The sequence below is a fragment of the Flavobacterium restrictum genome (genome assembly GCF_007097245.1).
Taxonomy (GTDB): Bacteria; Bacteroidota; Bacteroidia; order Flavobacteriales; family Flavobacteriaceae; genus Flavobacterium; species Flavobacterium restrictum.
On record NZ_VJZT01000004.1, the window covers coordinates 119056 to 144979 of the forward strand.

Consider the following 25924-nt stretch of genomic DNA (forward strand, 5'->3'; position numbering starts at 1 on the left):
ATTATTTGCTTCTTATTCTTCAATAAGTACGTATTTCACACTATTTGTTTCATTTGTAAGTCCAGTAAACTAGGTGTTTAGCTGGGTTTTCTGCGAAAAAACAGGTTTTTTAATGGTATTTAAACCTTTTATGCAGTGTAAAAAAGTGTTTCAGACCGTAAAAAACACAATACTTAAGTATAAATACGTACGTACATTTGCTTCATACTAATTAAAACATATCATTATGCAAAAGAGTACCACCACATTACAAAAAGTTCAAGGTTTTACAGCCAAAAAAATTGGAGCTGTAAATGTATCTAAATCCGTTTTTTTAGGAATCGCTTTAACCGTTTTGGGTTACAACAACACATCGGCACAGTTGACGGCTACGGGTCAAATTAGAGAAAGAACCGAAATTAAAGCAGGACAAGGAACATTGCAGAAAAAAGGCGAAAAAGCAGCTTTATTCAACTCGCAACGTACACGATTAAATTTAGGATTTACAGGATACCGATTCAAAATATACACGTCCATTCAAGATGTGCGCGTTTGGGGACAAGATGCTTCTTCTATCAATAGAACAACTACCGAGGCCAATAACGGAATTTTAGTGCACGAAGCTTGGGCCGAAGTAAGTTTGATTGATACCATTAGCACCATTCAAAATTTATCACTAAAAATGGGTCGCCAAGAAATATCCTATGATGATCAAAAAGTATTGGGAGGATTAGATTGGTTGCAACAAGGGCGCAGACATGATGCGATTGTACTTAAATATGCTAACAAAGGATGGATTGCTGATTTTGGAGCGGCCTTTAATCAAAATAAAGAACTCGCAGTTGGGACAGTATATACAGGAACAAATCCTGCTTATGGCGCAGGAACAAACGCAATTGGTACCATGTACAAATCGTTTCAATATGCTTATGTAGATAAGAAATTCTTTTTTGGAGACATTTCCTTCTTGTTCTTTAAAGATGATTTTAATAAATATACCACTGTAACTTCAGGAACACCAGCTGTGACTAGCAAAGTATATGGCGAAGGCGTTTGGAGTCGCAATACTACAGGTATTTATTTCAACACCAATCCTACCAGAAAAATAAATCTTACGGGAAGTTTTTACCACCAAGGTGGTCATGACAAAGACGGTCGCTCGTTGAGTGCAAATCTAGCTTCTATATCATCAACTGTGCAACTTGGACGTAAATTATTTGTAGGTCCTGGAATTGATTACTTATCAGGAGATGATGGAACCAAAACAGTAACAGCAACATCCGAGAACAATCGTTTTGATCCATTGTACGGAACACCACATAAATTCTGGGGAGGTATGGATTATTTTTATGCCGCAAATGGTTTTGGAAAACAAGGATTGTTGAATTATTTTTTCAAAATGAAATACAACGCCAAAGACAATTTGACTCTTTTACTAGACATTCACGGTTTTGAAGCTGCAAACACACTTTCGAACGGTACAGGCGGAAAACTAAATTCGTATTTAGGTACCGAAGTTGATATGGTTGTAAAATACAATCTTACCAAAATGATCAACCTGGAAGCTGGATATATGTTCATGAAAGCTACCAATTCTATGGCATCTGTCGCTGTCAAAAATGTGGCTAATGCGGATCTTTCTCCTGATTTCGCCTATATTTCATTGAATATCAAGCCTAATTTTTTAGCCAAAAAATAATATAAATTCCAATAGTAATTTTGTAAAAACAAATACGATGAAAAAATCAAACCAACAATTGACAACGATCAAAACCTTATTTTTAGGATTGATGGTTCTTATTCTTACTTCTTTTTCAGAGGTTGCGGCTCAAAATGATCCTGTTCGATTGGGATTTATTCCCCTAACCGATTGTTCGCCAATTGTTATGGCAAAAGAATTGGGATTGTTCAAAAAATATGGTGTCGAAGTGGTAGTAACCAAGGAATCTTCTTGGGCAAACATTCGTGACAAAGTCCTTACTGGCGAGCTTGACGGCGCACATTGCTTGTATTCTATGCCTTTTTCAGTATACACTGGAGTAGGCGGAAAAGCAGGATCCGAAATGATGATTGCCATGATGCTTAACGTAAACGGGCAAGCCATTACCTTATCAAATGACTTTTGTGGAAAAGTAGGTTTCAAACAAATGAACAAAGTAACACCCGTTGTTGCTGCAAAATTGAAAGCCGAAAAAGAAGTAACCTTCGCCATGACTTTCCCTGGAGGAACGCACGATTTATGGTTGCGTAACTGGATGTCTATTGCTGGTTTGAACCAAAAAGCGGTCAAAATCATCACGATTCCGCCTCCGCAAATGGTAGCTAATATGAAAGTTGGGAACATGGATGGATACTGCGTAGGAGAACCTTGGGGCGGAGTTGCCGTAAAACAAGGAATTGGTTTTACTCAAATAGCGTCGCAAGACATTTGGAAAGACCATCCCGAAAAAGCATTGGTTGTCAACAAAGAATTCAGCGAAAAACGCAGAACTGATCTTGTAAAAGTAATGAAAGCCATCATGGAAGCGTGTATCTGGTTAGACAATCCGGCTAATCGTAAAAAAGCGGCTGCAATAATTGGTAAAGCACCGTATGTAAACGCTCCAGCAGATGTAATCGAAAACAGATTGATGGGGAATTATGACCTAGGTTGCAACCAAGGAACCGAAGTATATAGTAATGATTATATGTTATTTCACAAAGGCGGTATGGTAAATTACCCTCGTAAATCCTACGCAATATGGGCTATGGCACAATATGTACGTTTTGGCTATTTGAAAGAAGCACCTAATTATAAAGCCATTGCTGACAAATTAATATTGCAAGATTTGTATGAAGAAGTGGCTAAAAGCATGAAAGTAAAAGTGCCTAATGACGATATGAAACCGTTTTCTCTTACTATGGACAAAACCGTTTTTGATCCCAATAACCCAGCTGCTTATCTAAAAGTAGTGAAACGATAATATCCCCAGTCCAGCATGAAGGGAAGGGAGTACTTTACAAAAATATCCTGCAAGGTCTTTTTTGACCTTGTAGGTATAAATAAAAAGGATATTCGACCCTTACCAATAAAAACTTAAAAAAAAGATTACAAAACGTTTAAATTCTAGTACCATGTCTGATAAAAACACGCTAACTATCGAGAACTTATCATCAGAAATCATTGCCGATTCAGCCGAAAATAGTAAACTCAAAGAAACCTTAATTACCCTTTTAGAAAAATCAAAATCAGTCCTATTGGCAGGAGTTGGATTACTCTGTTTTGGCGGATTCTGGAGTTTGTTAAGCTTTTATACCAAAGATGCACTTCCGGGACCAACAGCCACTTTAACGGTATTGAAAGAAATGTTGAGTGACCCATTTTACGATTATGGCCCTAACGACAAAGGAATTGGGTTGCAATTGTTTCAATCCATAAAAACGGTACTTTCGGGGTTTTTGTTAGGATCATTAATCGCAATTCCTATTGGGATTTTGATGGGTGCCAGCACAATTTGCAAACAAATTTTTTACCCCATTGTACAACTGTTAAAACCCGTTTCGCCCTTGGCTTGGTTCCCAATAGGGTTGGTAGTTTTTAAGGACACAGGTTTAGCAACTATTTTCATCGTTTTTATCACCTCACTTTGGTCAACGCTTATCAACACCTCTTTTGGCGTTGCATCAATACCACAAGATCATAAAAATGTAGCCAAAGCGTTTGGATTTTCAAAATGGCGGTATTTGACCAAAATTTTAATACCCTACAGTTTGCCTCACATCATAACCGGATTGCGATTGAGTATAAGCGTAGCGTGGTTGGTAATTGTTGCGGGCGAAATGCTATCAGGTGGTGCAGGAATAGGATTTTTTGTATGGGACAGCTGGAACGCCTTGAGTTTAGAGAAAGTAATTTCGGCCATTATTATCATAGGAATCGTAGGTTTATTGTTTGACAGAATCTTCACTTTTATCGAAAGTAAAGTCTCCTACAAAGCCTAATTACTATGGCGTGCCCCTCCGTAAAAACTACGGGTCGTGCTGTACGTTCCCGCTTTTTTTGAGCCAAAAAAAGGCTCAAAAAAGAGCTCCACTGCCATCACTCACGCAAACACATCACGCAAACACATCATGCAAACACCAAAAACGTAAAACCATCAAAAACATGAGTTATTTAGAAATCAAAGATTTGGAAATCTCATTTCCAACTCCAAAAGGAAAATACATTGCCGTACGAGATATCAACTTGTCTATCAAAAAAGGAGAAATTATTTCAATTATCGGGCATTCCGGTTGCGGAAAATCGACTATTATGAACGCCATTGGTGGGATGCTTACCCCAACAGGCGGAACCGTACTTTTAGACAATAAAGCCATCAAAGGCCCAGGCCCAGATCGAGGAATTGTGTTCCAAAATTATTCCCTATTGCCTTGGATGTCCGTACATGAAAACATTTTTCAAGCCGTCGATTCGGTTATGGATTGCTCCACAAAGGAGAAACATGAAATCGTAGACAACAACCTTAAAATGGTCAATTTAATCGAGCACCGCGATAAATTACCCGGACAATTATCCGGCGGAATGAAACAGCGTGTGGCCATTGCCAGAGCATTTGCCATCAATCCAGGCGTTTTGTTGCTTGACGAACCCTTTGGCGCACTCGACGCACTGACCAAAGGTTCCATGCAATTAGAAGTTTTAAAACTATGGAATCTTAACAATCGGGAAAAAACCATTGTAATGATTACCCACGACATTGAGGAAGCCTTGTTTTTGTCCGATAGAATTGTAGTCCTAAACAACGGCCCAGCAGCAACCATTAGAGAAATTGTCGAAGTGCATTTGCCAAGACCAAGAAACAAAATCGAAATTGTAAAAATGCCCGAATACATTGAGTTACGTGACAAATTACTACACCTATTAACCGATAAATTTTCTATTGAGGATATGGGAATGGTCTATAAAAATTAGTTTAGATTGGTTGTTTTTTAGAATCCCTGTGATGAGAATTGCAGGGATTTTTTATACTAATAGGTTTGGATCAAAACTTCGGTAGGAATATTTAAACTCGTGTGCAATTGCCGAATCATTTCTAATGATAATTTTCTTTTTCTGTTTAGAATTTCACTGGCACGGCTTTTAAATCCAATAATTTTAGCCAAATCATTCTGATTGTAACCCATTTGCTCCATTCTGAATTTTATCGCCTCAATTGGATCTGGTAAATCTATTGGGAAATGTTCGTTTTCGTATTGGTCAATCAGCATTCCCAAAAGTGCTAGCTCATCGCCTTCGTCAGTTCCTTTTTTTGCATCAAATATGATTTCAAGCCTTACCAATGCTTGATTATAATCATTTTCAGTTTTTATAAGATTGATGTTCATAATCTAAATAGTGTTAGCGTTAATTTTGTCATATTCGGCGTGAGTTCCAATAAACCGAATCCAAACCATTTCATATTCATAGTTTATTTTTACAATTAACCTGTAATTATTCCCTTTTATATTAAAAACTGCTCGATTATCATTCAAAATACTAGCACTTGGATATTCGTTTTTTATTTCGCTTGGATTTTTCCATTCAGCTTTGGAAGTTTCTCGAAACCAAGATTTCAATTGTTGTTCACAATCGGAATGCGCTTCCCAGAAGTCTCTCAAAATCTTTTTTGCAACTACTCTCAAACTTTATTTTTTTACAAAGATAGAATTAAATTACCAATTTGGGAACAAATGTTTTTATTATTTGCTTTTCAAAATTCCCGTATTTATTCCAAGCTTACTTCTGTCTTTAAAATATCCTTAAAATCATTTTCCAATTCAGCAAAAGTTTCATAGTTACTTTTTAATGAGAAGGAAGATTCTCCCCACCAACCGGTTATATTCCTTTTATAATATTCTTCAACGCTTCTGCGCGGAAATTCAGAAATATAACTGTCAAAAAAAGAAGTGTGTAATTCTAAATGACCGTTTGAAATTTTAGAGAAATGCTCCCAAGAATCATATAATTCGTCTCTGTCTTCTTTTATATCAATAATTTCTACATTATCTAAATATCGAGTATTCGTACCATATCCTTTTTTTAATAAATTTAATGCTCCTTCATCAGTTTTAGGAGCGCCATATCCAAAAATTGTAATAAGTAAAGATTGTTGTAGATAATCATGAATTTTATTCCATTGTTCAGAAATAAAAATGTCTTTTGTGTAATCTTTATTTTTAATTGGATACAACAAAGGAATAAACTCAAATCTATTTCCACATATTTTACATTTAGAACGAATATGCCCATATTGGTTATCTTTTCTGCATATTCCTGCATGAACATTTCCATGTAAAAAAATCAATTCAGGTAAATCTTTAGTTATTTTACTTACTCGGTGAAAAGCTTCAAGTAGCAACGGATCCCAATTGAATGATGCAATTGCATCTTTTCGCCTTAAACTTAAAACTAATAAATCATATATTGTTGGTTTGTCCGGTAATCGAAGTTGAGAGAAATGATTACGTATGGCAGTTTCTAGAGTTAACTTTATTTCAAGTGCATCTTCACGTTCATTAATTTCAGAATAAATATCTTCAAGGTTATTACTTTTTGTTTTAAATTTAATTTTGTTGAGGCAATCATTTAATCCAAGTTCTGAAATAAAGTTATTCATTACGGAACTTTTTCGTCCGTTTTTATCTCCATTTGGAATCGTTGCCATAGTTGCTCCTGCTCCTAATATTACCAAATGTGAACTGTTTTTTAATTTTTCTAATTTTTCCAAATTATTTTAGATTTTCATAGAACAGGTTAATTTGCAATACGAATCAAATTATTCCCTATTATAATTCAACTTCAGTCAGCTATATTCCTCCCAAATATACACTTTTTCAACCACAAAAAAAAGCCTTTGAAATCTATCAAAGGCTATGTTTAATAGAAACTTACAATTTAAATAAGTGCCAGTTGTAACTTTCTATGCAGTGAAGGACTTGTCATTTTAGGATAATATTTCCTATTTATAGTTTAATGGCAAGTTCTAATTTCCCTCCTAATCCCAATTCAACGATTTTTTGTAACGTAGAAAACCGTACTTCTTTTACGTTGTTTTCTATTCTTGAAATATACGATTTAGTTGTACCGCTTTTGGTTGCAAGTTCTTCTTGAGTCAATCCTTTTTCAATTCTGGCATCATGAATTAAAGCACCTAGTTTAAATTGCTCGTATCCTTTTTCTAATTTATCTCGTTTTTCAGTTCCATTTTTACCGTAAAATTCCTCTTTGAATTCAGCGAGTGTTTTTAAGTTATTTGTTTTCATTTTCGTATTCTTTTTTTATTTTTAATGCTTTTTCAATTTCTTTTTTTTGCGTTTTTTGTTCTTTCTTTTGGAAACCATTAGCTAGAATTATTAATTTTCCTTTATCGAAAAAACAAAATATTCTAAAAATATCACTTCCTTGTTTTACTCTTATTTCGTATAATCCTTCTGTATTTTCAATATGCTTTAAATAAGTTTCAGGAATTTTTTCTAATTGTTCTATTAATTCTAATGTCCAAGTTATTTTGTCTTGAACTTTTTCACGTTGTTTTACAAAGAATTCGACAAAGTAATTTTTGTAAAATGTTACGGTTCGTATTTTAATTTCTTTCTGCACAAAAGCAAAATTAATAAAGTTGTACTAAAGTACACTATTTTTATTCTTTTATCTTTATTTATATTTTATAAATTTATTTTCCCAAACCTTTTTTTGGGTTTCAATCAACTTATAATTTCAAAATATAATCTTTTTCCATTCACAAAAAAAGCCTTTGAAATCCATCAAAGGCTACATGTAGTCGCTGTTAGTTTACTCCAGTTTCAGTAAATAAAAGCACGTTTTTTCCTTATTCATAAAACTCAAAAGCATCAATAATGTCTAAATAAGCGCCATCAAAATGGGCATTTATTATTTTTTTGAGGTACGAATTTTCATTGCCATAAATGATAGTTTGCCATTCGGGAGTCCAATATTTTACTTTATAATTGCCTGGCCAATCGGGATTTTCGGCATCTATCCAAGTGGGGTTGTTGGGTTTCCAGCTGGGTTGCCAATAGTACCTGTAGTTTTCGGCTTCGCCAATGGAGAGGTACGAAATCACCAATCGTTTGCCACCATTGGCTTTGTTTTTTAGTTGATCGATTTCGGTTGCGGTAAATTCGCTGCCATCATGAAAATACAAATCCATAATAAGCAAGTCATAATTGGTTGCGGTTATGGCATTTATAAAGGCGGTTTTTGTGGTAAAATTATCAGGATTGATGAGGTACAAAAAGTTTTTGACCTGCTCCATAGCGCTTACCACAGCATTGTTTTCCTGATATATCGTGCTGGGAACATTTGGAATGGTGTTGAGCTCTCTTTGGCTGGCCGCAAACGAAACGTATCCTGCGGCATGGTTATCGGCATACGAAGTAGTCATTTTGGAGGGCGTAGAACAATAATCGGTCACCAGAATTTTTTTGCCTGCATTTTTTGAAATCGCCAAAAAACTTTTTAGATAATTAACCGTAGTAGCAGGAGTTTCTTGGTTGTCATTGTCATAGCCATAAAACAAATCCTCTTGCCCATTGCCGTCAATTGCGTTGAGGTACGCGGTGTCTGGCGCACCAGAACTTTCGCCTGTACTGCTCACTAACTCTATTCCGTTTTGTGGAATAATGTTGAATTTTGGATTAATTCCTTTCGAATACTGACTGATTCCTATGACAAAATCACGCATTTTTTGCTTGGCATCCGTCACCGAATCGCCATTAGAAACAGTTTCATCTTTGCTGCACGATGAAAGAAATAGTAAGCCAAGTACCGTAAGGGATAGAAATCGCATAGTTGTTTTTTTATAGGATAACAACGCCATTTGCTGGTGTAAATTGTTTTGTAGTAATTAAAATCTATTTTGGGTTAGCTGTTGCCAAAGTGGCAATGTGAATTTGGATACTGCCAATGCAAAATTTACCAAAACCTTTGGCGTAATGCCAAAGACAATTCGGCATAAAGAGAACTACTCGTTTTTTGGAAGATAAAAGTAGTCTTATGCTATAATAAAATAGGTTAATACTATTATTTTATAGTGTAACACTATAATAAACGAGTTTTATACTATTTTATTGTAGTATAAAACTACAATAAGTGGAGTAACTTACTATAAAATTATAGTGTACTACTATAAAATAGTAGTATTATACTATAATAAAGTAGTATTAACATACAATTAGTCGTTTTTTTTACCATTTTAACCTGTTTTACAAAAAAGGAAAAAATATTTTTTTGCTATTTTACCTCATTTTATGCTACACAATCAATTGATTCTAGTTTTAGTTGGAAAAAAGAGGGCTAGTTTTTAATGACTTCAACCAAATACAAGGCTACTTTTAGAGAAAACTGGATGCAATGTAACTTTTTCAATAGGCTAAAAAGAGCTGCTTTTTTTCAAGTCATTCGCTTTTAACGCCAGAACGTTAGTATTGGATACAATTTGCCCACGGGTGAGAGCGATGTAACAGATTGTATAGATTTTTTTTGTTCAGTGTGTCAAAAATGGAATTAAAATGGGGATAAACTTGTTTTATCCGTCAAATAAAACACTCAAAAACCAAAATTTTACAGATATTATTGAATGTATTTTTCGGTTTTGATTTCCATTTTCGATGAAATTTGTGTAATTTAAGATTCAACATAATTTAGGGAATTCTATTTTTTTTAAACACTTAAAAAACAAAACATTACAGATGTTGTTGATTGTGTTTTTCGGTTTTGATTTCCATTTTCGATTGAATTTGTGTAATTTTCAATCCAATATAATTTGTGTTAATTTGTGAAATTTGTGGCAAAAAGAAACAATTAGTATATATTCGAGTTAGCTTCACGTTGTCAAAGTACTTTCGTTTTCTTCAAATCCGGGGCTAACTTTTTTTAAAACCCGTACTGTTGCTAATTTAAAATGCCTATTTTTATAGAAAAAAATATGTATTTCCGAAACCAGTTTGGTCTGCTTCTCTGTTGCTTTTTTGGGAGTATTTCCTGTAAATCGCAAACTACAAGCCATCTTCCTAGAGTGTTGCCCGCGGTGAGTGACACCACATTTGTAAACTTAAAAGACTATAGTTTAGATTTTGTTTATGATATGAAATACGCCACCGATGCCAATTTCCTGAAAGCCAAAGTATACGATTGTGCCGAATGCTTTCTTCGTTTAAAAACCGTGCGCGCATTGCTCGAAGCCAATGAAAAGTTTATGAAAAAAGGCTTTCGCATTAAACTATTTGATTGTTACCGACCTTTGGATATCCAAAAAAAGATGTGGATCCTAGTTCCCAATCCCGAGTATGTTGCCAATCCTGCCAAAGGATCCATTCACAATAGGGGTGGAGCGGTCGATATTACCTTGGTGGATGCCACTGGAAAGGAATTGGATATGGGAACTACATTCGATTTTTTTGGAAAAGAAGCGGGACATAATTATCTTAATTTTTCACAGGAAGTACTGGAGAACAGGGCTTTATTAAAAAAAATAATGAACAAAAAAGGCTTCAATTCTTTTGATTCGGAATGGTGGCATTATAATTTAAGAACCGCCTTGAAGGATCCCGTTGCAAATACTAAATGGGATTGCAATTAGTTTTCGATACACTTAATGGTATCCATAAAATAGGTTTCTGGTTTGTAAACTACATTATTCAACTCTGATGTGAACTCTTTTTTGAGGACATAATCCTCGGTATCGGTCAAATATTTTATGCGCATCATGGATATTGGGGAGCTTTTAAGAGCTGCAAAACTATCTTTCATAAACATAAAAACCCCAGTCGTTACTCTATTATCAAAGCCTTTGTCGTCACGCAATAAGGTGCCACAATTCTCGTCGTTCATGTGCAGGAGCGTGATTATTTTTCCGTCATTTAACTGCAGGAAAATTTTTGAATCTTTATCAAAACAATTAGCCTTGATGAAACTTTTACTTTTTTGAATTAATTGTACGTTGACTGTAGGCAAACCATCGGTTAAGGACAACGAGAAAAATACATAATTGGCAGTTCCTGCAAAGTTTTTTTCGCACAACATGTATTCTTTGGTCGATTTGTAGGTACCAAGCGAGTCTGTAACATTTACGCTGTATTCGCATGGTTTTTGGGCATATAGATTCAAACTTAACAGTAAGGCGAGCAGTAATAGGTATTTCATTTTTATTTTATTTTGGTGCAAATTAAAACTATTTTATGATTATTTTCGGTTGTTGTAAAAAAACAATAGGTATTTCCACCTTCTTTTATTTTCCATTTTTTACGAATGCTTTCTACCGAGTCTGGAAAATTCCGAGTGGTGATATTTGTTTTGGTATTTTCGAGGTTCCTTTTCATGTCGTTTTTGCCATACGGAATCACTTTTTGTATTTCAAAAATTCTGCCCGGAAAGTCAATAATCATTTCGGATGTGTACAAATGCGACTGTTTATGCAGTTTTTTTAGGTTATAAAAAACACCAATTTCATCAAACCCACCCGATTTCATGACGGCACTATTGGGTTCATACAAATAGTTTTGAGGCAAACCAAAAGTGGGAACTTGTGTTTTGGCATTCCAAACAAAGTCAAAAGTTTCGTTTTTATCTTTTGTAATATTCACCGTTTTAAGGGTAATTTCCCCATTGTAGTGGTGGTGCAATTCCCATAATAGCTCTTTTACTTCGTTTTCTAATGCTATAATATGAATGGTTTTAACATTTTTTAATTCTAATAATCCAGCTGATAGATCCAGTAAAGGTGCTGTTTTTATTAAAATCGAAGGAGCATTTTCAAAATAAAAATCTAAATTTTCAGGAACATTGGGCAAGCAATCTTGCAGCATAAATACTTTGCCTTTGGCGTCATTTCGACGGGAGGGATCAATGTAAATCCAATCCCATTTTTGGTGCATTTTTTTCAAAATAGCGGCACTATCTCCCGCATAACAGCTCATGTTTTGCACCGCTAATTGCTTAAAATTGTGTGCTACAATTGTTGACAAAGTGGTATTTATTTCGCAATGAACAACCGTTTTTAGTTGTTGGGCAAAGTAGTAATCATCTACACCAAAACCTCCAGTAAGATCAATTAAGGAATTTCCAGAAACGATTTTTGATTTATAATCAGCTGTTTTTTCGGAGGAGGTTTGCTCGATTGAAATTTTGCTGGGATAAAAAATAGAGGGCGTATTAAACCAAGTGGGCAACTTGTTTTTGGCTTTGGCTTTGGCTTCAATTTGGTTCAAAATAGCAATCCAATCCAAGTCTGGAAACGGATTTTTTTGCAACGCTAATTTTGAAACTTCAATAGCAATCGAATTGTTTATAAATGCCTGCACATCAGGATTTAGAATTTTTAAATCCAAAATTAAATGTCTTTAGTTAGTAATGCAACAATCTTATTTTCGGGAAAAAATTCTTTGCCTATCACTTTCAAAATAGTGAGCAAAGGAACAGCGACAATCATTCCTAAAATCCCAAATAGAAATCCTGCTATAAGGATAATTAGAAAAATTTCCAGCGGGTGCGAACTCACACTTTTAGAAAAAATAATGGGTTGAGATAGATTGTTGTCAATGATTTGTACAATCCAAAAACCAATCAAAATATAAATGGTTTGGGGTAAAATCTCCGTCTGAAAATCGCTTCCAAGATTGCTCAACATAGTCAATCCTCCTGCTAGTACAGAGGCAATTAACGGGCCAATATATGGAATGATATTGAGTACTGCGCATAAAAAAGCTATAACCAGCGCATTAGGAATCCCAAAAATGAGTAATACGATAACATACAATATAAAAACAATAAATAATTGAAGCAATAAACCAATGAAATAGCGGGAAAGTAGGTGGTTTATTTTTTCTAAAGAGCTCAAAATTTTGTCCTCGTGCGTGTCGGGAATCAATGTTTTGGCACCAGTTACGAATAGTTTTTTGTCTTTTAAAAAGAAAAAAGTAATGAACAATACGGATCCTAATCCCATACCAAAACTACTAATCGTTCCCAAAACAGCATTCAAAAAATTAGGTATAAAATCAAAATTGATTTTTGATGTGATATTGGCTTCTTTCATCATTTTGCCACTATCGATATGATGGTTTTCGAGGAATGTTTCTATTTGACGCAACAGTTGAATGCTGTTTTGTTCTATTTTGGCGGTATTCAAAAGTGATAAGTTTTCGCCTTGCGATAAAACCAACGGAATAAACAGCATGATAAAACCAGCAATTATCAAAACAAAAAACAGTAGAGTCACGACTGTGGCTAGGGTATGGTTGAATTTTAACCTTTTTTTCAAAAAATCCAAAATAGGATTCCCAATGAGGGTGAGTATCAAAGAGACCAAAAGGTAAATAAGAACGGACTGAATTTGGTATAAAAAATAGAGAATCAAGGCAATGATAACAAGCATTGCAATGGCTCGAACAATTCCGTTTCCAATAATTTTTGAAGATAGCATAGTATTTCTTTAGGTTATAAAGGTAAAAAAAACTCGCTAACCAGTAGCGAGTTTAAAATCTAAAAAAAAAAATTAAAAAAAATTATTTTCCAAAAGCTGCTCTAGCTCCACCAGAAACAAATAAAGCAGTCATTCTTGCTTTTTGACCATTGGTAAACATGTACATACCTCTATCATCAGTATAATCCATGTAGTTCATCGTCATTTCGTTATGAGCTGGCAAACAAGTGCTTACGTATGGGTAGGTAGGAACTCCAAAGTTGGATGTTTTATGAACTGGAGTATCCGAAACTAAATCATCTCCGCAGGAAGCATCACCCCAAATATGACGAAGATTCATCCAGTGACCAACTTCATGAGAAGCGGTACGTCCCAAATTGTAAGGGTAACTTGCTGTACTTGATACTCCAAAATAGTTTGAATCAATAACAACTCCATCTGTAGCTGAAGATCCTCCTGGAAATTGCGCATATCCTAAAATACCTCCACCAATTGTACATGCCCAAATATTTAAAGTTGTTGTTGGTGTAGTTGGGTCTAAACCTCCTTGTTTTGTTTTTTTCATCGCATCTCTAGTTCCCCATGAAGTTTTGGTAGTCGATTTTCTATTGATTTTAATCAATTCGAAAGTAATACCAACATTTGCTGCAACGCCTGCAAACTCTGCAGGAGTATTACTGAAATCAGGATTTGTAGCCGTATAATCTTTATTTAATACATCAATTTGGGATTGAATTTGTGCATCAGAAATGTTTTCGGCAGCAGTTCTATACAATACATTAACAACAACTGGAATCACCACTTTGCCGTTCACTAAACGTTTAGTCAACATTACTTTTTGAGTAAATGTTTCAATTTGGTTCATTCTTAAAGCTAATGTAGGATCGGCTTTTAACTGTTCGGCTAATACATCTTGAGCGGCACATAAGCGTCTAGAAGTTGCATTTGGAGCCGACGTGTTTACATCAGTTTGGTCATTTTGACAAGAAAATAGCATTAAAAATGCTGTTGCACTTAAAAGAATTTTTTTCATAATAGCAGTGGTTTTTTGTTATAAAAAAATGGTTTAGGTTATATTAATTGCAATAATATAACATTTTTTCTGATAAAACAATTTTTAAAAAAAATAAAAAAAAACGGTGATTGGTATGCGAGTTCTAATGAAAAACAGTTGCTTATTCGGTTAGAATTGGACTTTTGAATTCCACTGCAAAAATAAAGGGAGAATGTAATGAAAGAACTTCTATAAAGTTTTTTTTGTCTTGAAAGAGGGTCTTTAATTCCAATCAAGGCTTGTTTTTATATTATATAATTACCACTAACAACGCTTGGTGTAATACGAGAGTTATGCTATTTGCATATTTTTTGACTGTAGGGGTACTTAATTATTAAAAATATAATTAATAATATTAGCTCCCATTTTGAGCGCTTTTTCTCGAACTTCGGCGGGGTCATTGTGTACTTCTGGATCTTCCCAGCCATCGCCCAGATCGCATTCGTAGGTGTACAACAAAACGAGTTTGTTGGCTACAAATATCCCAAAAGCTTGGGGTCTTTTGCCGTCATGTTCGTGTATTTTGGGTAATCCATTGGCAAACAAAAACGGTTTTTGAAAAAGCGCATGATTGGCAGGAATCTCCACTAAAGTAGTGTTAGGGAATATTTTTTTTATTTCTTTTCGAATGTATTGATCCATGCCATAATTGTCATCAACATGGAGGAAACCGCCAGAATTGAGGTAATTTCTTAAATTGGTAACATCGGCATCGCTAAAAACAACATTCCCGTGCCCTGTCATGTGGACAAATGGATACGAAAGTAAGTCTGGACTATTCGGGGTTACAACGGCTGGTTTCGCTTTGATTTTGGTAGCAATAGTAGTATTGCAAAACCGAATTAAATTGGTTAACGATGTAGGATTCGCATACCAATCTCCGCCTCCGCTGTATTTTAGCAACGCTATTTCTTGCGAAAAACTGGCATAGGAAACCAAAAATATGACAAAGAATAGCTTTTTCATTTGGATAGAGTGTGCTTAACAGGGTGGTTTTTATTGCTTTTTTTCGGGGTTAGTTGTCAAAAGCTATTCGTTTTCGTTAAAAAAAACAACACTATGGCAGGCTACAATTGCTGCCGTTTCGGTGCGCAATCTCGTGTTGCCTAATGAAACGGGAATGTAATGATTAGCTAATGCTAGTGCAATTTCTTTTTCGGAAAAATCGCCTTCTGGTCCAATGAGAAGCGTACAATTTTCGTTGGTTTTCAATACCGATTTTAATGTTTTCTTATTGGTTTCCTCACAATGTGCAATGAATTGTAATCCTTCATTTTGCTGTTTTAGGAACTCTTTGTAGGAGACCGCTTCATTCAATTTAGGGAGATACAATTGGTTGCATTGTTTCATTGCCGTCAATATTATTTTGTCAAAACGCTCTTTGTTGACGACTTTTCGCTCGGAGCGATCACATATAATGGGTGTGATTTCGTGAATGCCAATTTCGGTGGCTTTCTCCAGAAACCATTCGTAGCGATCATTCATTTTAGTAGGAGCAACAGCCAAGTGCAATTTGAATTTTGAAGGTGCTACTTTTTCGAATGACAAGATTTTTACGGTGCATTTACTATCGGAGGCGAGTGTGATTTCGGTTTTAAATAAAAAACCTAATCCATTGGTGACATAGAGAATATCAGTATCTTTTTTTCGTAAAACTTTGATAATATGTTTGCTTTCTTCTTTATCAAAAGAAAAATTTTCGGTCATTTCGGTAACAGAAGGATTGTAAAATAATTGCATAATTTAGAATTGTATTCGTGCTTTGGAAACTACGGCAGTGGTTTCGAATTGTTGGGATAAAAACTTTTGATAACCTACAATTCCAATCATTGCAGCATTATCGGTAGTGTATTCAAATTTAGGGATAAAAGTTTTCCATCCGTATTTATTTTCGGTTTCTTTTAAGGTGGCTCTAATCCCAGAATTGGCCGATACACCTCCGCCAATTGCAATCTGCTTGATACCCGTTTCTTGTACGGCAAGGGTCAATTTATCCATCAAAATTTCAATAATGGTATGTTGTATCGAAGCACAAATATCCGTTAGATTTTCGGTTATGAAATTGGGATTTTCTATTTTTTTCTTTTGGATAAAATACAAAATAGCGGTTTTTAATCCCGAAAAACTAAAATCCAATCCAGGTACTTTTGGCTTGGTAAAGGCAAATGCTTTAGGGTTACCCAATTGTGCATATTTATCGACTAATGGCCCACCAGGATAGGGGAGTCCTAGTATTTTGGCACTTTTGTCAAAGGCTTCTCCCACGGCATCATCCGTAGTTTCGCCTATAATGGTCATGTCAAAAAAGGAATCAATACGCACAATTTGAGTATGTCCACCGCTAATTGTGAGTGCCAAAAATGGAAAAGTAGGTTTTTCGAATCCTTCCTCGGCGATAAAATGAGCCAAAATATGTGCCTGCATGTGATTGACCGCTATCAAAGGAATTTGAAGTGCCAAAGCCAGAGACTTTGCAAACGAACTTCCTACCAGCAGGGAGCCCATAAGTCCCGGGCCTTGTGTAAATGCAATGGCAGACAATTGGTCTTTTTTGATTCCCGCTTTCTTCAATGCCGCGTCAATAACGGGGACAATATTTTGTTGGTGAGCCCGCGACGCCAATTCAGGCACTACGCCACCGTATTGATTGTGAATGAGTTGGTTAGCTACAACATTTGACAATACTTTGTCGTTATGTAAAACGGCTGCAGCGGTATCATCGCATGAACTTTCGATTGCAAGAATAAAAACATCAGAATTTTGCATAAAAAGGCATAAAATTTGAATTATATTTGATAAACCGCCATAAAAATCTTTATTTTTACAGCGATGACAAAATTAACGATTTTTTTATCAAACGAATGCTTTAGTATTCGCATTATCCATTTTAATTTTCGATGTGCCAAACGAAACGAATTGATCCAAACTAAAAATACCACGAAGCATCAAAAAATTTAAAAAAATAGTCTTTCGTACCCTTATAGGACTACTCTTGCTCTTGCTAGTGCTAGGTATTGCGCTTTCATTACCTGTTGTGCAAACTAAAATTGCACAGTATTTTATGAAAAGTATCAACAAGGATTATGGTACTCATATTGCCATTGATGAAGTGGCAATTTCTATTTTTGGGGGTGTAAAGTTCAAAAACGTATTGATTTTAGACCATCATAAAGACACGTTGATTTATGCGAATAGGATAAAAACCAATATATTAGAAGGAAAGAAAATTTTAGACGGCGATTTGATTTTCAAGGACATTCGGTTAGACGGATTGTTGTTTGATTTAAAGACCTACAAGCACGAAAAGCAAACTAATATCGATGTTTTTATAAATGCATTCAACTCTGGAAAACCTTCTGGAAAGCATTTTTTGTTGACTGCCAAAGAGGCTTATATTACCAACGGGCATTTTATTTTGACCGATGAAAATAGACCTGTTCCCAAGGATGTCGATTTTACCAAACTCAATGCCAAGATTAGCGATTTTAAATTATACGGGCCTAATGTAAATACTATCATAAATAAAATGTCTTTTCAGGATCATCGTGGGTTGTATGTGGTCAATTTGAGTTCGGTTTTTAGTTACACCAAAAAACAAATTAAGCTCGCAAAACTCGATTTGTTGACACAAGAATCTAAATTGCGAGGCGATCTTACCATGAATTACAAAATAGAAGACTTTTCTAATTTTACGAATAAAGTACAGTTTGATGCCACTATTTTGACCTCCTCGTTGGCAACTAATGATATACGGTATTTTTATGCGGAATTGGGTAAAAATATTCATTTTGAAGCTAAAGCAAAAATAAAAGGAACCTTAAACGATTTAAATCTTACCCACTTAACAATATCGGATTCTAGGGATTCTAAAATCATAGGTGCTATTCATTTTAAAAACCTTTTCCCCAAAAACGGGCAACAGTTTTTTATGGATGGAAAACTACATCAAATGACGTCGAGTTATGCGGATTTAGTAGCAATATTGCCCAATGTTTTAGGCAAAAAACTCCCAGTTATACTAAAAAAATTGGGTAAAATAAATGTAAAAGGCAACACCCAACTAACCACAACAGCTATCAATGCCGATTTTTATATGACTACAGCATTGGGAAATTTGAAGTCGAAGTTGGCCATTCAAAACATGAATTTAACGGATAAAGCGGCATATAAGGGCAATGTTGTTTTAGAAAATTTTGATTTGGGAACTGTTTTAGACCGAAAGGATATTGGCAAAACTTCTCTAAATCTGGATATTAATGGCAAAGGTTTTTCGAGCAAATACCTTAATACGGCTGTAAAAGGAGTAGTTTCTCAATTCAAATACAACAATTATAACTATACCAATGTTGCTTTGAACGGCATTTTCAAATTGCCTTTTTACAAAGGACAAGTAGCCATAAACGATCCTAATTTGCAAATGACATTTAACGGATTGCTTGATTTAACTAAAAAAGATACCAAATACGATTTTCATATAGTTGTTGCCAATGCCAATTTGCATCGCTTGAATTTTGTTGATGATCCGCTTTCGGTTTTCAAAGGAAATGTAGTCGTGCAAGTGGCTGGAAACACAATTGACAACCTGCAAGGCGATGTTTTTATTAAGGAAACAACATATCAAAACTCAAAAGGACTTTATGTTTTTGACGCCTTTGATATCAATTCTAGTTTTGATCAAAATAGAGTGAGAACGATTGCTTTGAATTCGACAGATATTATTCAAGGACAAATTGTGGGAAAATTTCAGTTCAATCAATTGCAACATTTGGTGACCAATTCCTTGGGAAGTTTGTACACCAATTACAAACCAGATAAAGTTGCCAAAGGGCAGTTCTTGAAATTTGATTTTACCATTTATAACAAGATTATCGAAATCTTGTATCCGCAAATTTCAATTGGTGACAATACCAATATAAAAGGAACCATCAATTCTGACAGTAGCGAATTTAAACTGAATTTTAATTCGCCCAAAATTACGGCTTCGGATACGACTCTTGACAATATTCGGGTTGCTGTTGATAATAAAAACCCGCTTTTTAACACCTTTATAGAGCTTGATAGTATCAAAACCAACTATTATAAAATTCGTGATTTTAGTTTGATTAATGTCACGATGAAGGACACGTTAAAAATGAGAACCGAATTTAAAGGAGGTACCAAGGGGCAAGATTATTTTAACTTGAACTTGTACCATACCATCAATAAGGAGAACAAAAACGTAGTAGGAATAAGCAAATCCGAAATAAAACTGAAGGATTATTTATGGTTTTTGAACGAGAATGACACACCAAACAATCAAATTGTTTTTGATAAATCGTTCAAAAACTTCACTTTTGATGATATTATATTGTCGCATGAAGCCCAGCAAATTGCATTGAAAGGTGTTTGGAACGGGAAAAAACAAAAAGATTTAAAGTTGAGTTTTAAGGATGTAGATTTAAACAAAATCACGCCGCCTGATAATAAATTTGTTTTTCACGGCAACATAAATGGCGACGTGAATTTTAAGCAAGATAATGACGTATATCAACCCACAGCGTCTATAGTGGTTGATCATTTGAATGTTAATAAAACCGATTTGGGCGATTTGAATTTTGATATAGAAGGCGATAAAAATCTTAAAAAATTCACGATAAAATCATCTTTAGAAAATCAAAATTTAGATTCGTTCCATGCCGATGGAAGTTTTGAAATTGTAAATCAAGAAACCGTTTTGGACTTGAATTTAAAATTCAACGATTTGAATTTGGCTTTGTTAAGTCCTATTGGAGGCGAGGTAATTTCTAATATTCGGGGTTCAGTTTCCGGAAATGCGACCATTCAAGGAAGTCTTAAGAAACCCGATATTAACGGCCGTCTTTATGTAGACAAAGCAGGAATGACAATTCCGTATTTGAATGTTGATTATGAATTGTCAGACAAAACTATTGTTGATTTGACCAATGAAAAGTTTTTATTTCGAAACAACATGTTGACTGATACCAAGTATGGCACCAAGGGAATGTTGAACGGAACGGTTGAACATCACAATTTTTCGGACTGGAAATTGGATTTGGCTATAAGTTCCAAACGATTAGTAGCTTTGGATACCAAAGATTCCGAGGATGCTGCTTATTTTGGAACCGCTTTTATTAATGGAACCGCTACTATAAAAGGGCCTACCAATAATTTGTTTATAAAAGTGGACGCCAAATCAGAGAAAGGAACGGCTGTAAAAATTCCCATCAATAATGCCGAAAGTGTTAGTGATAATGCTTTCATACACTTTGTTACCGTTAAGGAAAAATACAATTTAAAGAACGGAATTGTCGAAAACACTAAAAATTACAACGGACTGGAATTGGAGTTTGATTTTGACATTACACCCGATGCCGAAGTCGAAGTTATACTGGATAGAAATACGGGACATGGTATGAAAGGCAAAGGTTTTGGATCGTTGCTGTTCAAGATAAATACATTAGGAAAGTTCAATATGTGGGGCGATTTCCAAGCGTATGAAGGGACTTATAATTTTAAATACGGAGGATTAATCGATAAGAAATTTGCCGTAAAAAAAGGCGGATCCATCACCTGGGAAGGCAACCCAATGAAAGCGCAATTGAATTTAGAAGCAGTTTATAAAACTACGGCTAATCCAGCGGTTTTATTAGAAAACTCCTCTTTTAATTCCAAAGTTCCTGTCGAAGTTGTAGTAGGTATTCGAGGCGATTTAGCCAGTCCAGAACCTGATTTCAATATCGAATTCCCAACGGTGAGTTCTGTTTTAAAATCAGAAATACAATACAAGTTAAACGATAAGGATGTACGTCAAACGCAAGCCTTGTATTTATTGTCGTCAGGAAGTTTCTTGAGTTCCGAAGGCGTGAGTCAGTCTGATTTTTCGACCAGTTTATTCGAAACAGCGTCTAGTTTGTTGGGGGACATAATCCAAAATGAGGATCAAAAATTCAAAGTTGGCATCAACGTAATTACAGCCGATAGACGAATTGGTAGGGAAACGGACGGTCGTTTTGTGGCTACAATTTCCTCTCAAATAAATGAAAAAATAACAATAAACGGAAAAGTTGGAGTCCCTTTTGGAGGCGTTAATGAGTCGGCAATTGTTGGCGATTTAGAGGTTTTATACCGTGTTAATCAGGAAGGGAATTTGAATTTAAGATTGTTTAATCGCGAAAACGACATCAATTATATCGGTCAAGGAATTGGGTATACACAAGGAATTGGGATTTCGTATGATGTTGATTTTGATACTTTCAAAGAGTTTATAAATAAAATTTTCACCAGTCATAAACTATCCCAAGAAACGCAACCCACCGAAGTAGATCAAGATTCTAACTTGTCTCCGGATTACATCAAGTTTGCCGTACCCAAAAAAGAGGATCCAGAAACGCCAAAAAAGAACCAAGAAGGCGTAGTTCCTGATGAGGATTAGGGAGTTGAGTTGTGCGAAAGCTTAAAAAAAGGAGAGAAATTAATCAACTTCAAAAAAAAAATTATTCCACCAGCTGATTATCAAAGTCGGAATGGTTTTAGTAACGAATAGATCATTTTTTCTCTTTCAGAAGATGAAAAAGTGGAAGTTGAGCAAAACTGATACCAACAATTTATATATAATGGTTCATTTTGTAAGTTCGAGCGCAGTCGAGAACCATTAGTGCATCTCGACTTTTACCAGTATTAAGCGAAGTCGAGAGGCTCGATGTGACAAAAACAGGATTGGACTATATTGTACTAATGTTTGGTATAACAATAGACTTTAATAGAAAGTTAGTTTTTTGGGATAATTTGGCAAACCCGATTGAGTTCCAAAATGCTTTAAGTAGCTTTTAGTTTTATTATAAAAAAATCGGAGGATTGTAAATTAAAAAGAGATTGCAACAGTTTAAATAACAAAAAGTATAAAAAACCAAAAAACCCACTGAAATCAGTGGGTTTTTCTGTGAAGGCAGAAGGATTCGAACCTTCGACCGCCTGCTTAGAAGGCAGGTGCTCTATCCAGCTGAGCTATGCCTCCATGGCTCATAAGTAAAAAACTAGTCGGGGTGGCAGGATTCGAACCTGCGGCCTCCTGCTCCCAAAGCAGGCGCGATAACCGAGCTACGCTACACCCCGAAAAACAAAAATCATAAAAGCGGAGGGACAGGGACTCGAACCCTGGCACCGATTACTCGGTGACAGTTTAGCAAACTGCTCCATTACCACTCTGGCACCCCTCCAAGCTCAAAGAAACGTATCTTGTTTTGCGGTTGCAAATTTAGTATATCTTTACGTTTCTCACAACTATTTAATGCCTTTTTTTTAATGTATTTGTATAAAAAGGGCAAAGAACTTAACTATCAGTACGATAGCGGGATGCTGAAATCAATTTTTTTCCATAAAATATATTGCCTCTTTCAAAATTTGAATTTGTTTAAAAAAGATTAAATTTGCTAGATAAATCATTATATAATTCATCATGACTACAAAAGTTGTTATTGTTTCTGCCGTTAGAACACCTATCGGAAGTTTTATGGGGGGATTGTCAACTGTTACTGCACCACGATTGGGTGCGGTTGCCATAAAAGGTGCTTTGGATAAAATAAATTTAGATCCTCAACTCGTCGATGAAGTCTATATGGGCAATGTTGTTCAGGCTGGGTTAGGACAAGCACCTGCACGTCAAGCGGCATTATTTGCAGGATTGGCTAATGATGTTGCTTGTACAACTGTCAATAAAGTATGTGCCTCTGGTATGAAAGCAGTAATGCTAGGAGCGCAAGCCATACTGTGTGGCGATGCTCAAATTGTGGTGGCTGGTGGAATGGAAAACATGAGTTTGATTCCTCATTACACGCATTTAAGAGCGGGAACAAAATTTGGCCCTGCAACAATGGTAGATGGAATGCAAAAAGACGGACTTACGGATGCATATGATAATAGTGCTATGGGCGTTTGTGCTGATTTATGCGCCACTGAATACCACTTTACTAGAGAAGATCAGGATAAGTTTGCTATTGAGTCCTATGTGCGTGCCGCAAATGCTTGGAAAACTGGAAAATTTGATAATGAAGTTGTTCCTGTTGCTGTACCACAACGCAAAGGTGACCCTATAGTAATCTCCCAAGACGAAGAGTTTACCAATGTTAATCTGGATCGAATTCCTTCTTTAAATCCTGTTTTTACCAAAGATGGAACCGTAACAGCTGCCAATGCATCGACTATAAATGATGGCGCAGCCGCTGTAATCCTAATGTCCGAAGCGAAAGCAATCGAATTGGGATTGCAACCGTTGGCTTACATAAAAGGCTATGCCGATGCTGCTCAAGAGCCAAAATGGTTCACAACAAGTCCTGCTAAAGCCATCCCGAAAGCACTTGAAAAAGCTGGTGTTGCCATTAGTGATGTCGATTATTTTGAATTCAATGAAGCCTTTGCGGTGGTTGGATTAGCCAACTCAAAAATTTTAGGTTTGGATGCTGACAAGGTGAATGTAAATGGCGGAGCTGTTGCATTAGGACACCCATTAGGTTGTTCCGGTGTTCGTATTATTGTAACGCTTATCAATGTTTTGGAACAAAATAATGCCAAAATTGGTGCCGCAGCAATTTGTAACGGCGGAGGTGGCGCATCTGCTATTGTTATCGAAAGAGTTTAGCTTATTGTCAACTGATCGTATACGCCTAATTGTAGAACTTATAAAAGATTTTTAATGTTTGGAATTTGTAATTTAGCCATAATCCCTCTTCGTTTTGAACCTAGCGACAAAAGCGAAATTGTGTCTCAAGCCTTGTTTGGGGAGCATTTTGAAATTTTGGAACAGTTCAAGCAATGGTCAAAAATCAAAATGCAATTTGATAATTATGAGGGCTGGGTAGATAGTAAACAATTTCAAATTATTACCGCAGCTAGTTACAATCAATTGTCCAGCGACGCTATTATTTTGAATGCCGATTTGATTGAATACATTACAGCCCCTACTAATGTATTACTACCAATTCCACTTGGAGCATCAGTATCTTTCTTGAATTATTCCGAGATAAATACCGCTAATTTTGATTTTGAGGGAACCAAAATCAGCGGTGTAAAACCCAAGAATGGTCTCTTGAATACAGCATTTATGTACTTGAATGCCCCTTATCTTTGGGGTGGCAAATCGCCATTTGGAATTGATTGTTCTGGATTTACTCAAATGGTTTATAAACTCAATGGGTATCAATTATTTCGGGATGCTTCGCAACAAGCATTGCAGGGGGAAGCCTTGAGTTTTATTGAAGAAAGTGAACCAGGTGATTTGGCTTTTTTTGATAATGAGGAAGGAAATATTATTCACGTTGGTATTATTATGGAGAACAATTACATCATTCATGCCAGCGGAAAAGTTAGAATTGATCGACTGGATCATCTGGGAATTTACAATCCAGAAACGAACAAGCACACCCACAAACTGCGGGTTATCAAGAAAATAATATAGATTTTTCGCATAAAAAAAACCTGTTTAGAATTGTCTAAACAGGTTTTTTTATGCGCTGTGTTTTGTCTTATCGTAGAGAAAAACTTGTTTTAGAAACCAATTCGTCTTTATCAAATACATTGATGAAGTAAGTTCCTTTTTCAAAATTCTTTCCGGGTAAATCTTCAGAAATGTTTACGGTTTTGTTTTCGTATTTTACAGTGGTATCAAAACTATAACTTAACGTTTTATCGCCAAAAGTAGCTACTTTTTTATCGCCCAAAACGTTGTTTTTACTGTCAATTACTTGAACATAATAGGTTTTATCACCTGATTTTGCAATTTGATTTTCGGCTATAGTGAAACTGATTTTTAAGATATCGGCTCTGCTGGCTTTGTCTGTTTCAATTTGTTTTCCAGAACCTTTCAATTTGTATGCCGATGTTTTAGTGTTTAAAATAGTTAATTTAGAACCTTTTTCTACGGTTTTAGACAACTCATCGTTTTGACCTACTAATACTTCGTTGAATTTTTTAGACTCTCCTAATACCATAACTGTGCTGTCTCTTTGAGTTGTCAATACAGTATTTTGTTTTTTCAAACCATCGTTTTCTGCCATTAACACTTTCATGTTGCTTTGTAAAGCAAAAAATTGAGTTTTGTATTTCGCCATAGATGCGGCATCCCCTTTTGATTTATTCAAATCATCCATCAAGGTAACAATTTTATCTCTTTCTTGAATTAACTCGTCAGACATTGTTGTGTTTTCAGCAATTGCAGCATCATAAGTCGCTTTTAATGTTTGCAAATCCTTCATTACCGAATCTTTTTCGGAAACAGTTGTTTTCAATTCAGTTTGCACCACTTCGGCATCTGATGACATTTTAAAAATATAAACTAAGCTTCCTACTAATAAAACGGCTAAAACGGCTATGATTGCTTTTAGACTTGAATTGTTTTGTTGATTTTCCATTCTTTAATTAATTTTTGAACAAATTTAAT

22 protein-coding genes and 3 tRNA genes are annotated in these 25924 nt (G+C 35.4%); 8 read left to right on the plus strand and 17 right to left on the minus strand.

The features are described from left to right. The first annotated feature begins 226 nt into the window (after positions 1–226). The 4 genes from FNW21_RS05980 to FNW21_RS05995 all read left to right on the plus strand — a co-directional run bounded on the left by FNW21_RS05980 (position 227) and on the right by FNW21_RS05995 (position 4930). The gene (locus FNW21_RS05980; protein WP_144255831.1) at positions 227–1678 is read left to right on the plus strand and encodes an alginate export family protein; all 1452 of its coding nucleotides are present in this window, start codon (positions 227–229) and stop codon (positions 1676–1678) included. Between the two features lie 37 nt (positions 1679–1715). Continuing rightward, positions 1716–2942, plus strand: a complete 1227-nt coding sequence (locus tag FNW21_RS05985; RefSeq protein ID WP_144255832.1) for a CmpA/NrtA family ABC transporter substrate-binding protein — start codon at positions 1716–1718, stop codon at positions 2940–2942. Between the two features lie 151 nt (positions 2943–3093). Beyond that, positions 3094–3960, plus strand: coding sequence for a nitrate ABC transporter permease (ntrB, locus tag FNW21_RS05990; protein ID WP_144255833.1), 867 nt, complete (start codon positions 3094–3096; stop codon positions 3958–3960). Positions 3961–4123: 163 nt separating this feature from the next. Then, positions 4124–4930 carry an ABC transporter ATP-binding protein gene (locus tag FNW21_RS05995; RefSeq protein WP_144255834.1) on the plus strand — a complete coding sequence of 269 codons (807 nt, stop codon included), beginning with the start codon at positions 4124–4126 and terminating at the stop codon, positions 4928–4930. A gap of 56 nt (positions 4931–4986) precedes the next feature. On the opposite strand, the gene FNW21_RS06000 is transcribed toward FNW21_RS05995, so the two are convergent. From FNW21_RS06000 to FNW21_RS06025, 6 genes are all read right to left on the minus strand, one after another. Continuing rightward, positions 4987–5343 carry a helix-turn-helix domain-containing protein gene (locus tag FNW21_RS06000; protein WP_144255835.1) on the minus strand — a complete coding sequence of 119 codons (357 nt, stop codon included), beginning with the start codon at positions 5341–5343 and terminating at the stop codon, positions 4987–4989. Between the two features lie 3 nt (positions 5344–5346). Then, the gene (locus FNW21_RS06005) at positions 5347–5640 is read right to left on the minus strand and encodes a type II toxin-antitoxin system HigB family toxin (protein ID WP_144255836.1); all 294 of its coding nucleotides are present in this window, start codon (positions 5638–5640) and stop codon (positions 5347–5349) included. Positions 5641–5723: 83 nt separating this feature from the next. Continuing rightward, a complete protein-coding gene (locus FNW21_RS06010; RefSeq protein WP_144255837.1) occupies positions 5724–6725 on the minus strand; it encodes a hypothetical protein in 1002 nt (333 codons plus the stop codon). Between the two features lie 235 nt (positions 6726–6960). Beyond that, positions 6961–7260: a helix-turn-helix domain-containing protein gene (locus FNW21_RS06015; protein WP_144255838.1), complete on the minus strand. Its 300-nt coding sequence runs from the start codon at positions 7258–7260 to the stop codon at positions 6961–6963. Continuing rightward, positions 7247–7597, minus strand: coding sequence for a type II toxin-antitoxin system RelE/ParE family toxin (locus FNW21_RS06020; RefSeq protein WP_144255839.1), 351 nt, complete (start codon positions 7595–7597; stop codon positions 7247–7249). Before FNW21_RS06020 ends, FNW21_RS06015 begins: the two co-directional genes overlap by 14 nt. Before the next feature lie 229 nt (positions 7598–7826). Continuing rightward, positions 7827–8807, minus strand: a complete 981-nt coding sequence (locus FNW21_RS06025; protein WP_144255840.1) for an endo alpha-1,4 polygalactosaminidase — start codon at positions 8805–8807, stop codon at positions 7827–7829. Between the two features lie 1113 nt (positions 8808–9920). Here FNW21_RS06025 and FNW21_RS06030 point away from each other — a divergent pair. Continuing rightward, positions 9921–10598 carry a M15 family metallopeptidase gene (locus FNW21_RS06030; protein ID WP_235889596.1) on the plus strand — a complete coding sequence of 226 codons (678 nt, stop codon included), beginning with the start codon at positions 9921–9923 and terminating at the stop codon, positions 10596–10598. Here FNW21_RS06030 and FNW21_RS06035 read toward each other — a convergent pair. The 7 genes from FNW21_RS06035 to tsaD form a co-directional block, all read right to left on the minus strand. Beyond that, positions 10595–11161, minus strand: coding sequence for a hypothetical protein (locus FNW21_RS06035; protein WP_144255841.1), 567 nt, complete (start codon positions 11159–11161; stop codon positions 10595–10597). The genes FNW21_RS06030 and FNW21_RS06035 overlap by 4 nt on opposite strands. Positions 11162–11163: 2 nt before the next feature. Then, positions 11164–12345, minus strand: coding sequence for a THUMP-like domain-containing protein (locus FNW21_RS06040; protein ID WP_144255842.1), 1182 nt, complete (start codon positions 12343–12345; stop codon positions 11164–11166). Positions 12346–12347: 2 nt separating this feature from the next. Beyond that, the gene (locus FNW21_RS06045) at positions 12348–13439 is read right to left on the minus strand and encodes an AI-2E family transporter (protein WP_144255843.1); all 1092 of its coding nucleotides are present in this window, start codon (positions 13437–13439) and stop codon (positions 12348–12350) included. 82 nt (positions 13440–13521) lie between these two features. Beyond that, entirely contained in the window at positions 13522–14472 is a 951-nt protein-coding gene (locus FNW21_RS06050) for a zinc metalloprotease (protein WP_144255844.1), read from the minus strand. 348 nt (positions 14473–14820) lie between these two features. Beyond that, positions 14821–15459 carry a DUF4159 domain-containing protein gene (locus FNW21_RS06055; RefSeq protein ID WP_144255845.1) on the minus strand — a complete coding sequence of 213 codons (639 nt, stop codon included), beginning with the start codon at positions 15457–15459 and terminating at the stop codon, positions 14821–14823. A gap of 63 nt (positions 15460–15522) precedes the next feature. Beyond that, a complete protein-coding gene (locus tag FNW21_RS06060) occupies positions 15523–16233 on the minus strand; it encodes a 16S rRNA (uracil(1498)-N(3))-methyltransferase (protein ID WP_144255846.1) in 711 nt (236 codons plus the stop codon). A gap of 3 nt (positions 16234–16236) precedes the next feature. Continuing rightward, complete coding sequence (tsaD, locus tag FNW21_RS06065; RefSeq protein WP_144255847.1) at positions 16237–17259, minus strand: tRNA (adenosine(37)-N6)-threonylcarbamoyltransferase complex transferase subunit TsaD; 1023 nt, start codon at positions 17257–17259, stop codon at positions 16237–16239. A 295-nt stretch (positions 17260–17554) separates the two neighbouring features. Between tsaD and FNW21_RS06070 the strand changes: the two genes are divergently transcribed. After that, positions 17555–21925, plus strand: coding sequence for a translocation/assembly module TamB domain-containing protein (locus FNW21_RS06070; protein ID WP_144255848.1), 4371 nt, complete (start codon positions 17555–17557; stop codon positions 21923–21925). Positions 21926–22433: 508 nt separating this feature from the next. Here FNW21_RS06070 and FNW21_RS06075 read toward each other — a convergent pair. The 3 genes from FNW21_RS06075 to FNW21_RS06085 all read right to left on the minus strand — a co-directional run bounded on the left by FNW21_RS06075 (position 22434) and on the right by FNW21_RS06085 (position 22709). Beyond that, a tRNA-Arg gene (locus tag FNW21_RS06075) sits at positions 22434–22507 on the minus strand. Positions 22508–22530: 23 nt separating this feature from the next. Further along, positions 22531–22605: transfer RNA gene (locus tag FNW21_RS06080), tRNA-Pro, on the minus strand. A gap of 20 nt (positions 22606–22625) precedes the next feature. After that, positions 22626–22709 (minus strand) — tRNA-Ser (locus FNW21_RS06085). Positions 22710–22948: 239 nt separating this feature from the next. Between FNW21_RS06085 and FNW21_RS06090 the strand changes: the two genes are divergently transcribed. Continuing rightward, complete coding sequence (locus FNW21_RS06090; RefSeq protein ID WP_144255849.1) at positions 22949–24127, plus strand: acetyl-CoA C-acyltransferase; 1179 nt, start codon at positions 22949–22951, stop codon at positions 24125–24127. A 54-nt stretch (positions 24128–24181) separates the two neighbouring features. After that, positions 24182–24943 carry a C40 family peptidase gene (locus FNW21_RS06095; RefSeq protein ID WP_144255850.1) on the plus strand — a complete coding sequence of 254 codons (762 nt, stop codon included), beginning with the start codon at positions 24182–24184 and terminating at the stop codon, positions 24941–24943. 67 nt (positions 24944–25010) lie between these two features. On the opposite strand, the gene FNW21_RS06100 is transcribed toward FNW21_RS06095, so the two are convergent. After that, positions 25011–25895, minus strand: a complete 885-nt coding sequence (locus FNW21_RS06100) for a hypothetical protein (RefSeq protein WP_144255851.1) — start codon at positions 25893–25895, stop codon at positions 25011–25013. Between the last annotated feature and the right edge of the window lie 29 nt (positions 25896–25924).